Annotated in this window: 11 protein-coding genes; 5 read left to right on the plus strand and 6 right to left on the minus strand. The window is 43.7% G+C overall.

What is annotated here, in order from left to right; genetic code table 11:
- Nucleotides 1–7 precede the first annotated feature (7 nt).
- The 6 genes from N774_RS0101990 to N774_RS0102015 form a co-directional block, all read right to left on the minus strand.
- Nucleotides 8–1,324 carry an ATP-binding protein gene (locus N774_RS0101990; protein ID WP_024859625.1) on the minus strand — a complete coding sequence of 439 codons (1,317 nt, stop codon included), beginning with the start codon at nt 1,322–1,324 and terminating at the stop codon, nt 8–10.
- 4 nt (nt 1,325–1,328) lie between these two features.
- Entirely contained in the window at nt 1,329–2,825 is a 1,497-nt protein-coding gene (locus N774_RS0101995) for a TerB N-terminal domain-containing protein (protein ID WP_024859626.1), read from the minus strand.
- A 122-nt stretch (nt 2,826–2,947) separates the two neighbouring features.
- Nucleotides 2,948–3,553 carry a DUF308 domain-containing protein gene (locus N774_RS0102000; RefSeq protein ID WP_024859627.1) on the minus strand — a complete coding sequence of 202 codons (606 nt, stop codon included), beginning with the start codon at nt 3,551–3,553 and terminating at the stop codon, nt 2,948–2,950.
- A gap of 1 nt (nt 3,554) precedes the next feature.
- Entirely contained in the window at nt 3,555–6,293 is a 2,739-nt protein-coding gene (locus tag N774_RS0102005) for a transglutaminase-like domain-containing protein (protein WP_024859628.1), read from the minus strand.
- Entirely contained in the window at nt 6,293–7,486 is a 1,194-nt protein-coding gene (locus N774_RS0102010; RefSeq protein ID WP_024859629.1) for a DUF58 domain-containing protein, read from the minus strand. The genes N774_RS0102005 and N774_RS0102010 overlap by 1 nt, the downstream gene beginning before the upstream one ends.
- A gap of 9 nt (nt 7,487–7,495) precedes the next feature.
- Nucleotides 7,496–8,449: an AAA family ATPase gene (locus N774_RS0102015; RefSeq protein ID WP_024859630.1), complete on the minus strand. Its 954-nt coding sequence runs from the start codon at nt 8,447–8,449 to the stop codon at nt 7,496–7,498.
- Nucleotides 8,450–8,892: 443 nt separating this feature from the next.
- On the opposite strand from N774_RS0102015, the gene N774_RS17925 reads away from it, so the two are divergent.
- The 5 genes from N774_RS17925 (at nt 8,893) to N774_RS0102040 (ending at nt 13,454) form a co-directional block, all read left to right on the plus strand.
- Nucleotides 8,893–9,873 carry a cell wall hydrolase gene (locus N774_RS17925; protein ID WP_024859631.1) on the plus strand — a complete coding sequence of 327 codons (981 nt, stop codon included), beginning with the start codon at nt 8,893–8,895 and terminating at the stop codon, nt 9,871–9,873.
- A gap of 97 nt (nt 9,874–9,970) precedes the next feature.
- Nucleotides 9,971–10,237 (plus strand): Asp-tRNA(Asn)/Glu-tRNA(Gln) amidotransferase subunit GatC, encoded by a 267-nt coding sequence (locus N774_RS0102025; protein ID WP_024859632.1) that lies wholly within the window; start codon nt 9,971–9,973, stop codon nt 10,235–10,237.
- Nucleotides 10,237–11,670 carry an Asp-tRNA(Asn)/Glu-tRNA(Gln) amidotransferase subunit GatA gene (gene gatA / locus N774_RS0102030; protein WP_024859633.1) on the plus strand — a complete coding sequence of 478 codons (1,434 nt, stop codon included), beginning with the start codon at nt 10,237–10,239 and terminating at the stop codon, nt 11,668–11,670. Before N774_RS0102025 ends, gatA begins: the two co-directional genes overlap by 1 nt.
- Nucleotides 11,663–13,102, plus strand: coding sequence for an Asp-tRNA(Asn)/Glu-tRNA(Gln) amidotransferase subunit GatB (gene gatB, locus N774_RS0102035; RefSeq protein ID WP_024859634.1), 1,440 nt, complete (start codon nt 11,663–11,665; stop codon nt 13,100–13,102). The genes gatA and gatB overlap by 8 nt, the downstream gene beginning before the upstream one ends.
- Before the next feature lies 1 nt (nt 13,103).
- Nucleotides 13,104–13,454 (plus strand): arsenate reductase family protein, encoded by a 351-nt coding sequence (locus tag N774_RS0102040; RefSeq protein WP_024859635.1) that lies wholly within the window; start codon nt 13,104–13,106, stop codon nt 13,452–13,454.
- Nucleotides 13,455–13,527 lie beyond the last annotated feature (73 nt).

Genomic DNA, 13,527 nt, shown 5'->3' on the forward strand with positions numbered 1-13,527 from the left:
CATATCCTTATATCTCAAATTCTGCAAATTCCTCGTCAGCTGTATCGTCGTTACCGCTTGGCTTGGTGAATTCCATAGCCTCCGAGGAGATAAGCTGACTTACATTAATACTCGGGTTCTGCATGATAATATCAAGAAGCTCGATGAAATCGCGGATAACCTCACGGGGAGTGATATGGCTGTCGGAGCCTATGCGCCCGAATTCCAGCTTTATAAAGCTTATCATATCCTCCTGTGTTATCATCTGGGTATAGTCAAATAGCTGAGCGTGTATATCTGCAAGCTTTTCGGTAAGTACAAGCATTTCCTCATAGGTGAGAGGAGTCAGATGTATGACAGGAGCCAGCATATCCTTTACGCCCTCACGTCCAAAACGCCCCTCTGCAAGACGCGAGCGAAGAGCTTCGTAGCTGTAGACGCCGCGGCGGGTGTCCTCAATGCACTGTGGAGTGCCGCCCATTATGATACCTATGTATTTAGCCTTGCCCTGCAATGTATCATTGTACATGGTGAGTATTTTTTCGTAGTTGTACTGCCTTGTGATACTGTTAGGTATCTTGTAGATGTTCACAAGCTCGTCCACCAGGACGAGGAGGCCGCTGTAGCCTGCCATTTTGAGAAAGGCTGCAAAGAGCTTGATGTACTCATACCAGTCGTCGTCACTGATTATGATATTTACTCCAAGCTCGGACTTAGCTTCGGTCTTGTTGGCGTACTCGCCGCGGAACCATTTTACAACCTTGGCTTTTTCTTCGTCGTTTCCGCTTACAGAAGCTCTGTAATATATAGTCAGCAGCTTTGCAAAGTCAAATCCGTGCACCATTTCACTCAGTGCATTTACAACTTCAAATATCTTTTTTTCTACAGCTTTAGCGAACTCTGCGGAATCAGTTGAAAGTCCGCTTTCAGCAGCAGTTTCGGACTGAACTCCGCTTATCCAGCGGTCAAGTATAAGTGTAAGCGCACCGCCGTCGGGACGTGTCTTTGTTGACATATTGCGGATAAGCTCCTTGTATGTGGCAAGTCCCTGACCCTTGGTGCCCTGTAAGCGGCGCTCAGGTGAGAGGTCAGCGTCAACAACGACAAAGTTCCTGTCCATAACGTGACTGCGTATAGTCTGCAAAAGAAAGCTCTTACCGCTTCCGTACTTACCGACGATAAAGCGGAACGATGCTCCGCCGTCTGCGATTATATCCACATCATGGAGAAGCGCATCTATCTCGTTTTCACGTCCAACGGTTATGTATGGCAGACCAATACGCGGAACAACGCCGCCTTTAAGCGAGTTAATGACCGCAGAAGCGATCCTTTTGGGTATTTTCATATTTTTACTCCTTGGGTATCATATGTTTAAGTTCGTCAGTATAGTCATCTATGAGCACAGGCACATCTGACGAAAAATCTATGACGGTATCGCTGAATGTATCGAAAAGCTTTTCATTAATGCTGTCGGCAAGTATAGAGACAAGGAGCCCACATTTTCTCGCAGCATCTGAAACATCACCGTTGTATAGCAGTGCCTGCATGAAAAGTATCTCATTCTCGTCAAGCAAAGGACACGCAGAGGCTTCTGCGGCTGTTTCTTCCTTGGGTTCAGCAACGGGAGCAGGTTCTTCGACTTCTTCATCAACGATAAGCTTATCCCGTGTAATATCGGCAGCCTTTCTTATTTCTACGAGCTTTGAAAGATCAATTTCGATCTTTTGTGCTTCGGCGCGCTGCTTTTCAGCATAGAAGCTGTCGATCTCTGCCTGAATTATCTTCAGAGCAGTCTTTGAGACTCCTTCAATGCTTATCTTGTATCGGAAATCAGCTTTTTCACGCAGCAAACTGTCCACTGCTCTCAGAAGATCGCCCAGATTTCCGTTTCTTCCTCTGTTGCCGTAGAATTTTCGGCATTTCCATTTGCCGCTTTTGCAGGTGTATGAGTGTATCTCGCTAAAGCTGTATTCGCAGCTGCGAAGTGCCTGCCTGTCATAGAAAATAGCCGAAGCAAACATATTATATGTGCATTCCACTATATTACCGAAGAGCTTGTCGCACAGGGAATTCTTTCTTTTATCACGGAAGAACTCAGACAGCTTTATAAAGCTTCTCACAAGAACCTTTTTGAATTCTTCGAGTTCAGCTGTATAGTAAAGAGACTTTTCAAGCCGATAAGAAGATAGGGCGCTAATAGCTTCAAAAAGCTCATCATCGGAGCTTTTCTCCCAGTATATAAGGGTAAGCAGTTTCATATCGTATCTGATGTCCTCAAAATCGTCTGCAAGGGAAGGTGGAAGCCCGTAATAAACTATCATATCGCTTAGCCATACATCGGTATATTTTGATATACTGCCATCAATGAGCCTGTACACGTCGCAGAAGCTTTTCAGCCTTGAAAAACATTCCTGCGGTTCGTCGGCACCTATGCAGTTTATAAGCTCATAGATATAGATATAAACGAAAGACAGGGGAGCCTTTTCAATGACATCTTTCCTCACATTTGTACGCCACGCGAAATAGCTTCTAAGCTGCTTGTCATCAAGGTCACGGTAGCATGGATAGTATTTGACGAAATCGTCACACATTGGATATACGTCCTCGTAGTTTTCCATGAATTTTCCCTGATTATAGAAAAGCCATGCCGAGGTTTTCCAGTATGCTTCTGGTGAAAATGCAATGCCCTTCATTTCCTTGATCTTTGCAGGAGTTTCAGGCTTTCTGAGCTGTGCGGCAGTTCTTATTATAGGCTCGTCCGTATATACTCTGTCACGGAAGGCGCGGCTGTTCAGAAGCTTTTCGTCATTTAGTATCTGATGAAGTATCTCTTTTGTGTCTGACATTTTCACGCCTCCTTTTCAGAATTACCACTCTATATTATAGCACAGAAAATAGTCTTTGTCAAACACTTGTTCGATTTTCAGAGTAAAAAAGAACTGCTGAATGACCCAGCAGTTCCTGTAAATTATTGAAGCTTTTTGATGCTGTCCCCGTCGGGAACATCATGACCGCTTGTATCGATTATGTTGTCATTTTTATTTGCACCTGATGTACTGCTGACAACACCGCCGTTGCGTTCGTTTATAACGTAAGCAACATAGAAGTTGAATAAAGCATAACCTATCATTATAAAGCCAACGATGATTCGGATAACATTGCCGCCCTTGAAAGGATCAAAGATCAGGAATACAGACCCGATAAGGAGTACTATTCCGAAGATGAGCTGAAAAATCTTGATTCCCTTTTTCATTTCCTTAGAAAGCGCCTTTACTATCTGAACAATGGAGATTATAAGAAGAATAAATCCGACTATCATAGAAATATGTGCACTTATTACCTTTGGTATGCACATTATGAAAAGACCGATGGCAACGCCTATGCCGCCTGCGGGAAGAAGAGAACCGTCTCCCTGAGATATACCGCCCAGTGAGGTAAGTGCACTGCCTGCAACGATTATTCCGCCGATTATGTAGAATACCCACGTGATAACATTAGGGAAAAAGGCAAAAAGTACGCCGCACACCGCAAGTAAAATCCCCTTGGCAATATATCCCGAGTTGTCGATCTTCATATTAGTCATCCCCCTTTAAAAGAACATTCAGATACATAAGCTTATATTTCTGCGTTACAGTAGCCTTTTTGAAGATATATTCGCCGAGATCCGAAAGCGTCTTTTCACATTTTTTCAGTTCCTCATTGTCCGGCGTTTTATTATTGAATGCTGAATCAAGTGCAATATCCGTAAGCTTTTCAAAGCCTCCGTCCTCAAAAGAGATACCGCCGTGCCATTTTTCAACTTCAGAAGCAAACTGCTTATAATTGCCGTATTCGCTCCTGAGGTTCAGCTCATTGAGAAGCTTTTCGGCGTAGGAATACATATATCTGATACGTGTTCGGGGATCGCCTGTTTTGAAGTGCTTTTCCCTTGTCTTTAATATGAAAGCTCTTCGTGCGCGTATCAGCATTACCATTGCTGCAATAAAGAGTATGAAAAAGAACAGCTTCTTTATAAACTTTGGTATATGTATGCCTGACTTATTCTTTCCGCCAGGCACGATGGTTGTAGCACTAACATCTGAACCAGCAGCTTTTGTTGTAGTATGTGAAGTAGTAACAGAGGAGTTTCCTGTTGTTTTTGATACAGATGTACCTGTTGTGGTGGTAGTTGAAGAATTTTGTGTTGTGGCAGTTGTAGTAGCCTGAGTAGGCTCTGTATTAATCTCCTGCTGTGTATAGCCTGCGGTGAACTCATAAGGTATCCAGCCGATACCGTCGATATAGACTTCAGCCCATGCATGGCTTCGGTTATCCTTGACGTCTATTGTAACAGAACCGTCACTGTTGGTCTTGCCTGCCTTGATATCGTTTTCAACGAGGATATATCCTGTTGCGTAACGTGCAGGTATACCTGCCATTCTTGCCAGAAGTACACCTGATGTAGCATAATAGGTACAGAAGCCTTTGTGGTTCTCAAGCAGGAAGTAATTAACGAAATCGCGGGTGGAAGGAGTTTTTCCGGGAGCAAGGGAATAGGTGCTGTTAGCAGCTATTCTTGTACGGATATTGTTAAGTATCTCGAAAACCTCTTTGGGAGTGTTGCCGTGCTCCACATCAACGAGATCACTGTATGCTGCTCTGACTTCCGCCATATCCTGATTATCGGGAACATCAAGGAAATTCTCGTAAACGAATTTTTTATAGTCGTTCTGCAAAAGCTCAGCCATAAGAACATCGCCGTGATCGTACAGGTAAGCATCGTCGGAGGGAAGCTCATAGTCTATTGTGAAATAGTCATCGTAGCTGATAAGACCGTTTTCATCACAGTATTTATATACAGCGTCCTGCCACTTCTTATCGGTTATGCTTGAGGCAGAGTATACGGAACGGTTTGGCGCTTCTAAAGAAAAGCTGCTGCCGCTGTTTTTACTGAAGAACACTTCAATGCCGCTGTCCAGAAGGACTTCCATATTATCAGGGCTTATAGGCACAAATTTGTAAGAGGTTTCGCCGCCCTTTTTGTTTCCGGGGAATGCAAGGGTATCGTTTTCGTATTTTATTTTTCCCAGATCCTCAACGCCGTAAGGAGAATATATGCGATTCTTTTTCTTTGCGCTGTTCTTTATCCAGATAGTGTTTTTCTCGTCACTGCGTTTGATATATCTTGAGAAGAGTGCAGGGAAGTTCTGAGGATGTACATCGTAATCCTTAAAGTCATCGAATATATCTGCGTTATACTTTGACGACGGAAGCTTGAACCACTGATTGTCTTTATAGACAGCGCCGACATAGTCTTTGAGATACAGCGCACCTTTGACAGGCTTTTCTATAGTTACTGTCAGGTCGGTGACGTTTTTGTATCGTATATGGTCGCTGGCTCCGAGCTTATGGTTTTCGTAATCAAGATTAAAGCCGAAAGCATTTGTGATATTTGAAAGACTCTCTCCGAGATTTTCAAATGTGAAATCATCAAAGGCATCGGAAATATCACGGCGCTTTTCATTGATAGAATCGCTTCTTTTATAATGTGTTATCTTGAGAAAGCCGTATGAAAGGACCGCAACTATCATGACCGAGGCAATGATAAACATACCGCAGCGCTCCGTGACTTTAAGTTTCATGTGCCGCTTGGGGAAGAACAGATTGTTCTTTCGGACAAAACCGCTCTGACCGCCCGAGTATTCTCCCACATCAATTGTTGACATGGCAAGTATGGCGAGCCAGTATGCAATACACATTATGCCCCAGAATACAGGCATTTTCACACCGTTGTACATACCTATCTCCAATATGGGGAATGTCACCATAAGAGGGAGTACAGGGTTCGGTCTGCATATTGTAAAATAGCAGAGCACAATGGCAAGAAGCCAGATATAAAATACAAAAAGTGTCGTTATACAGGGTTCTTCAAGAACTCTTCTCAGACCCTTGTAGTAATTCAGATTTGATTCAAAGGTTTCCTTGTATATGATATTATATACAAATTTAAAGCCGAGGACCAGCTTTGATGATTTTTTGTAAGCCAGAAACAGGAAGCTTACAACTGACAGCAAATAAGCTCCGAGAGCCTTTCCGCCTTTCAGAGCGATAAAAATATGGAAAGCTGCAAAGAATAAAAAGGCTGCCGCAACATTTCCTTGGTGGTAGCGGAAATGGAACATTCCGAGAAAAGCCATTATGACCGATAACATGCCGATAATGGAGATGGCAGCGGCATAAAGCTTTCTCATGCTCGGATGTTTTTGTTTTACAGACATTACTATGCTGTCGCTTATAGTAATGCCGTTGGAGTTTTGTATGTTCTTTCTTTTCATTATATATCTATATCCTTTATCGAGGCAGAGATCCTGCCGACTACAACAGGCATAACGTTAAGTGAAGAATAACCGCCGCCAATTGAAGAAAGCTTTTCAACATTGTCGATTACTATAACGGCGTTTTTGAAGTCAGCTTCGATCTCCTCATCAATACTGTCGAGGAGCTTTTCATTAAAAGCGGAGGTGATATAAGTGAACGAGGCAAATGAAAGCGAAGCATTATCCGTGAAATATGTCTCGGGATTCTGACAGAAGTGATTTTCATCTACTGAAGAAATAAGAGCTTTTACAGCAGCGGCAAGATCTGTCGGGCTTGTTATGCTGTACTCGGAAAACTGATTCTGTGAAGCATTGAAAAAGACAGCCGAGTGACACCTTTCGTTGTCAAGCAGGAACTGCGAGATCGAAAGGAATGTTTCGATAAGCGTATCAAATACAGGCAGAGCAAGACTGCTTACCTTATTGCAGTTCAGATCGAGGAACAGCATACATGGCACATCTATGGGAAGGCTGTAGTCCTTTACAATGAAATCGTCCTTTTTGGAGCTGAGCTTCCAGTGGATACGGTTGAGCTTGTCTCCTGCGTTATATTCACGGAGATCGAATACCTCTGACGGATCATCGCCGGGGCGATGTTCTGAGAAGAGGTCGCTCTCTTCGTTCACACGGTCGCTGTAATGAACGATACCGCCGATATCGTGTCCCTCGGGCATGATAGTGACCTCGGTATGGATATTGCTTGCCGTTGTGAATTTGAATATTCTGAGCGGATCGTATATGTTCAGAAATAAGGTCTTTATTTTGATATTGCCGCAGAATTTCGAGTTCAGCTGAAATGTAACGCGCTGGGAGTTCCTTGGCTGTATGGGAAGAAACAGGTCAAAAGAAGAGATCTCATTGCTGAACGTGTTATAGTATTCGATTCTTGCCTCAGCTTTGCCGATAGGGAAAATGCTCTTGTTTGTAACGACAAGCTGAACAGGGAAATCCTTTGACTTGACAGCAGTTTTGTCCTTAACAGCAAACTCTACCGAAATGTTTTTCTTTGTTATATATGTAGTGATGAACATAATGATCGGAAGTGCGATCATTACAATAAGAAGTACAAGTGCGAAGTCCCATATATATAGTATATAGAACAAAGCACATACTATTATCAGAACTATGAACAGTAGCTTGGTAAGTATCATGCTGCCGCCTTACTTTTCGCCGATACCAGGAACAGGAACTGTTCTGAGAATTTCGGTTATGATGTCAGATGCACTGGTATCCGAGAGCTTAGCCTTGGAATTGAGCATGATACGGTGCTCGAATACATCATTGCATATGTAGGAAATATCCTCGGGGATAACGTAATCGCGTCCCATTGCTACAGCGATGCCCTTTGAGAGCTGCATAAGAGCGAGAGTGCCGCGGGGGCTGACGCCGAGCTTGAGCATTGGGTGCTTACGTGTAGCAGCAGAAATAGAAACGATGTACTCATATATCCTGTCATCAATATAAATGTTGGATATGTATTCCTGAAGCTCCATAATAAATGAGGCGTCCGCAACAGGTCTGACACTCTGCAGTGGATTGTCATTGTGCTTAGCCTTGAGTATGGACACCTCACCGCTGAAATCGGGATAGCCCATGCTCAGCTTTATCATAAAACGGTCAAGCTGGGAATCGGGAAGGTTATGTGTGCCTGCTGAGCCGATAGGATTCTGTGTAGCTATAACAGTGTAAGGCTCGGGAAGCTTGTAGGTATTACCGTCAACAGTAATGCTTTTTTCCTCCATGAGCTCCAGAAGAGCGGACTGAGTTTTGCTTGATGTACGGTTTATCTCATCAGCAAGGAAGAGATTGCAGAATGCAACACCGGGACGGAATTCAAATTTTCCGTTGCTCTTATTATATACAGAGAATCCTGTTACATCAGACGGAAGAACATCGGGAGTGAACTGCATACGGTTGTGTTCAAGAGACAGCGCCTTTGAAAAGGCAAGCGCAAGAGTAGTTTTGCCCACGCCGGGAATATCCTCTATTAATATGTGGCCCTTGCAGAGCATAGCGAGCAGCGCCTTGACAATGATGGCGTCCTTGCCGATAACAGCTTTTTTTACTTCTGCGATCACAGAATTTATTTGATTGGTATAGTACGTTTTGTCCATGTTGTTTCTCCTATGAATATGATTATACTTTATTATTATAGCATTAAATGCAGACATTTGCAATAGCTCTCTGTATATTTTTACAATAAGTGGTTGTAACAATTCGGTTACCGAAATATATGTCACAAAACATCATAAAAACAGGGAAATCAACGTAGAACTGGGAATTTGATTTTGAGAGCTGTTACATAAAAACAAGCTGCTTGTTACTTTTTTGTAACCTACAGCTGTTAAAAATGGAATAATATTAATAAAAAATTAACATTTGGTTCACTGAATCGAAATATAATATGTGCACATTTGCTCCGAGCCCATAAATACCGTGGAAAAAAATGGCCACAAAATGGAAAAAATCCTAAAAGTATTGCCATTTCGAGGAAGATGTGTTATCATATCAACAGCCCGAAAAAATTGAAAACACTTTTTCAGGAAAGGATGAGTTGATGGGTAATCTCAAAACCGCGGCGTTAGCTTGCGGAGTGGTTGCTTCAGTATTGGGCGGAGGATTCGGAACTGCATATCTTACAGCTTCGACCGTAAGTACATCTGATATAGTCTGTGAGGATAACACAGTGGCATGTGCCAAGAGTGCTATCTCTTCCACAGCTGCTGATCTTTCAGCAGCGACCGAAAAGGCAACTGCAAACAAAGGAACAACCACCAAGAAATCTTATACAGTCGAAAAGTCGACGGCTGCAAGCAAAAAATCAATTGCTGCACAGGAAGGCACAACTTCACTGTACGGTATAGAAGTAGCTACAACAGCTGCTCAGATTTCAAGATCGGTGCCCGCACCGGCACATGCGCCGGCTGCAATCACACAGCCTGCAACGCAGGCAACTACAACTGCTGCATTAGTTACAAAGGCTATTGAGGCAGTAAGCAAAACAACTACGACTGAAAAGCCGGTAGTTACAACAACATTAGCAACTACAACAACGACTACTGCCACAATTACCACGACAGTAGAGACAACAACTACTACAGAGTATGTTGAACCAACAACTGAAGCTCCGCAGGAAACAACAGAGACTTATGTTGAGCCTGAGACAGAGCCTGTAGTATTAGATGTTGAAACAGAAGAGGGCTCATTGCCGATTTCCGATGCAGAGTACATACTCCTTTGTAACGCTGTTGCACACGAAGCAGGTTCATACTGGATCAGTACCGAGGAAAAGGCAAAGGTAGTAGAAGTGATTATGAATAGAGTTTCTTCTACATCATTCCCGAACACAATTTACGGTGTAATCACACAGCCGTACCAGTTCTCGGGAGCATGGACATACGCAAATTTAGGCACATACAGCAATTATGTTACACAGAGCGTCAAGGACGCGGTAAACCTTTACTTCAGTGATAATGGATCCTTTACTCAGGGTTACATTGGGTTCTGGGGTGACGGTTACAGTAACCATTTCTATTAATAGGATGAAAACAGTCGGCGTTCAGTCGGCTGTTTTTTTTATTTGCATTACTTTGTGATATGTGATATACTATACTAAAAATGTTATGGAGTTAACTATGGAAATAAATGTAAGAAGAATTGCAGAGCTTGCTTCACTGGATATCTCTGAAGCTGATATACCGCGTTTTGAGCGTGATATGGAAGAAATAGCGGCTATGGTGTCGGAGCTTCCCAATATTGACGGAAACGGCTATGCTCAAACGCCTATGGAGCTTCGCAGTGATACTGTTGAGGAAATCGAATATTCGAGAGAAGAGCTTATGAGGAATGCTCCCGAAGTAGTAAATGGCTGCTTTGCAGTCCCGAGGACGGTGGAGTACTGATGAAGCTGTATAAAAAAAGCGCATATGAGCTTTCGGAGATGCTCCGAAGCAAACAGTGCAGTGCCGTTGAACTCCTCAGCGAAGTTATGTGCAGAGCAAAGGAAGTTCAGCCTGAATTAAATGCATATATAACATTCAATGAGGACGCTTTTAAATCCGCAGAAAAAGCTGACATACTCATTGCTCGGGACGAAGATATACCTCCGCTGTGCGGTATACCTGTCGCCGTCAAGGACAATATATCCACTAAAGGGCTCCGAACCACATGTGCTTCACGAATGCTGGAAAACTATATTCCGCCTTACAGCGCCACAGCTGTTGAGCTTCTTGAAGCTGCAGGTGCTGTGATAGTCGGCAAAACCAATATGGATGAATTTGCAATGGGCTCTGCCTCGGATACGGGTATATTCGGAGCAGTTAAAAATCCTGCTGATGCATCTTATTCGGCAGGAGGCTCGTCTGGCGGTTCAGCTGCCGCAGCTGCAAGCGGAGGAGCGGTATTAGCTCTGGGGTCTGACACGGGAGGTTCAGTGCGCCAGCCCGCTTCATTCTGCGGTGCTGTAGGCTTTTGTCCATCATACGGTGCGGTTTCAAGGTACGGACTCATTGCATTCGCGTCTTCGCTTGACCGTATAGGCGTTATCGGAAGAAATGTCCGTGATACTGAGTTGCTCCACAATATAATAAACGCTGCTGACAACAAAGATGTGACAAAAAATCCTAAAAAATTTCCGCGGAGCTTAAACGGCAGTCTAAGCGGACTTCGTATAGGCATTCCCAAAGAACTTTTTTGTGAATCAATAAGCGAAGAAGTAAAGACGGCTGTAATGAACGCTGTAAAGCTTATGGAGTCATCAGGTGCGGTTATTAAGGAAATAAGGCTGCCATCGGCTTCTGCGGCTGTAAAAGCCTACTATATCATTTCCTCAGCGGAGGCTTCCTCAAATCTTGCAAGATATGACGGAGTGCGTTACGGCTACAGAGCCGAGAATTGCTCTTCTCCTGCTGATATGTTTAGAAAGAGCCGCACGGAGGGCTTTGGTGATGAAGTGAAAAGGCGAATTATGCTTGGTACATTTGTACTCAGTGAGGGCTGCTTCGATATGTACTATAAACGTGCAGCCGCACTGCGTCAGAAGCTTTGCTCGGAATTTGATGAAATATTCAAAGAATGTGATATTATTGCAGCGCCCGTATATCCCGAAGCAGGAATACCACTTGGAGCCCAAAAGAAGCCTGCGGAGATATACGCGGCTGATATTTGTACTATCCCGTCAAGTCTGGCAGGGCAGCCTGCAATAAGCGTTCCCTGCGGCAGAGCACTCAACGGACTGCCAATAGGCTTACAGCTCATAGGCAGAAGATATAATGATGAAACAGTACTTAGTGCCGCATACGGATATGAGCTTGCAGGAGGTGTTTACGATGGCTGAGCTTGAATGTGCCATAGGTCTTGAGGTCCACGCTGAGCTCAGTACTGCGACCAAGATATTCTGCGGCTGTAAAAACGAGTTCGGAGCAGCTCCCAATACTCACGTTTGTCCTGTGTGTCTCGGACTCCCGGGGACACTTCCTCGGCTTAACAGCAAGGTCTGTGACTACGCTGTTAAAATGGGGCATGCACTTGGCTGTAAAATAAATAACGTAAGCCATTTGGACAGAAAGAACTACTTCTATCCCGATCTGCCGAAAGCCTATCAGATATCACAGTCAGAGATACCCATATGCGGCAGAGGAAGCCTTGATATAATGGTTGACGGCGAGATATGCTCTGTGGGTATAACACGTATCCATATTGAAGATGACGCAGGGAAGCTTATACATGATGATGATTTTGCAGGTACGCTGTGTGATTATAACCGCTGCGGATTTCCGCTTATCGAGATAGTTACAGAGCCTGATATACGCAGCTCACGTGAAGCTTATGTTTTTCTTGAAACTATCCGCAGTATACTCAGGTATATTGATATATCCGACTGTAAAATGCAGGAGGGCAGTATTCGCTGCGATGTAAATGTATCCGTTCACGAAAAAGGTACACCTCTTGGAGAACGCTGTGAGCTGAAGAACGTAAACAGCTTCAGTGCCGCAGTCAGAGGCATAGAATATGAAATAAAGCGACAGACCGATATTATCAGCTCAGGTATCAAAGTAGAGCGGGAAACAAGGCGATGGGATGACAAAAAGGGTATCAGTACTATTATGAGGACTAAGGAGAATATGCAGGATTACAGATTCTTTCCTGAGCCCGACCTGGGAGATATAGTTCTTGATGCTGAGAGGATAGAGCAGCTTCGCGGTGAGATACCCGAGCTCCCGAACCGTAAAATGATACGTTATGTCACAGAACATGGAATGAATTGTGATGCGGCATTTACTATTGCAGATTCACCTGATAAGGCAGCACTTTATGATGAGTGTGTTGCACTTGGAAAGTGTAAGCCCCGCTCTGCGGCAAACAGAATACTCGGTGATGTTACAAAGTTCATGAACGATACAGGTAGAAGCATATCTGATACGCCGCTGACTGCGGATAACCTCAGTGAGCTATGCGCTGCAGCTGAGAACGGGATAATATCAAGCACAGGAGCAAAGCTTGTATTCAATGAACTGTTAACACAGGGCGGAGATGTTTCGGAGATAATTGAAAGACTTGGGCTTGCTCAGAATTCAGACGATGGATTCCTCAATGATATTGCGGACAGGGTAATAGCTGAAAACGAGAAGAGCGTCTGCGATTATATGAACGGAAAGAAAAATGCTCTCGGATATCTTGTGGGACAGGCTATGAAGCTCTCAACAGGTAAGGCTGCCCCTGCAAAGCTTAAAAGCATGATCGAAAACAAAATTAAAAAGGAGAATTGATATGAAATTTATATGTTATCCAAAATGTACTACCTGTCAGAAAGCAAAGAAATGGCTTGATGAAAATGGTATATCCTATGAACTGAGAGACATTAAGGAGAATAATCCAACTGCTGATGAACTAAGAGAGTGGTATAAGAACAGCGGGCTGCCCTTGAAGAAATTCTTCAACACAAGCGGACTGCTCTATAAGTCTATGGAGCTGAAAAATAAGCTGCCGAATATGAGCGACGACGAGCAGATAAAGCTCCTTGCGACAGACGGAATGCTTGTTAAAAGACCTATCCTTGTCAGTGGGAAAAAAGTTCTTGTCGGTTTCAGAGAAAAGGAATACGAGGAGCTATTCAAGTAATACTAAAGGCGGACGACATGTCCGCTTTTTTGTTAGCTGCGGTTAATTGACAGTTGTCAGCATTTAGGGTATA

The sequence above is a fragment of the Ruminococcus flavefaciens AE3010 genome, from assembly GCF_000526795.1.
GTDB lineage: Bacteria > Bacillota > Clostridia > Oscillospirales > Ruminococcaceae > Ruminococcus > Ruminococcus flavefaciens_D.

Excerpts from the sequence above, each read along its gene's own strand:
- N774_RS0101990 (WP_024859625.1), bottom strand. The coding sequence starts at position 1,324 with ATGAAAATACCCAAAAGGATCGCTTCTGCGGTCATTAACTCGCTTAAA.
- N774_RS0101995 (WP_024859626.1), bottom strand. The coding sequence starts at position 2,825 with ATGTCAGACACAAAAGAGATACTTCATCAGATACTAAATGACGAAAAG.
- N774_RS0102000 (WP_024859627.1), bottom strand. The coding sequence starts at position 3,553 with ATGAAGATCGACAACTCGGGATATATTGCCAAGGGGATTTTACTTGCG.
- N774_RS0102005 (WP_024859628.1), bottom strand. The coding sequence starts at position 6,293 with ATGAAAAGAAAGAACATACAAAACTCCAACGGCATTACTATAAGCGAC.
- N774_RS0102010 (WP_024859629.1), bottom strand. The coding sequence starts at position 7,486 with ATGATACTTACCAAGCTACTGTTCATAGTTCTGATAATAGTATGTGCT.
- N774_RS0102015 (WP_024859630.1), bottom strand. The coding sequence starts at position 8,449 with ATGGACAAAACGTACTATACCAATCAAATAAATTCTGTGATCGCAGAA.
- N774_RS17925 (WP_024859631.1), top strand. The coding sequence starts at position 8,893 with ATGGGTAATCTCAAAACCGCGGCGTTAGCTTGCGGAGTGGTTGCTTCA.
- N774_RS0102025 (WP_024859632.1), top strand. The coding sequence starts at position 9,971 with ATGGAAATAAATGTAAGAAGAATTGCAGAGCTTGCTTCACTGGATATC.
- gatA (WP_024859633.1), top strand. The coding sequence starts at position 10,237 with ATGAAGCTGTATAAAAAAAGCGCATATGAGCTTTCGGAGATGCTCCGA.
- gatB (WP_024859634.1), top strand. The coding sequence starts at position 11,663 with ATGGCTGAGCTTGAATGTGCCATAGGTCTTGAGGTCCACGCTGAGCTC.
- N774_RS0102040 (WP_024859635.1), top strand. The coding sequence starts at position 13,104 with ATGAAATTTATATGTTATCCAAAATGTACTACCTGTCAGAAAGCAAAG.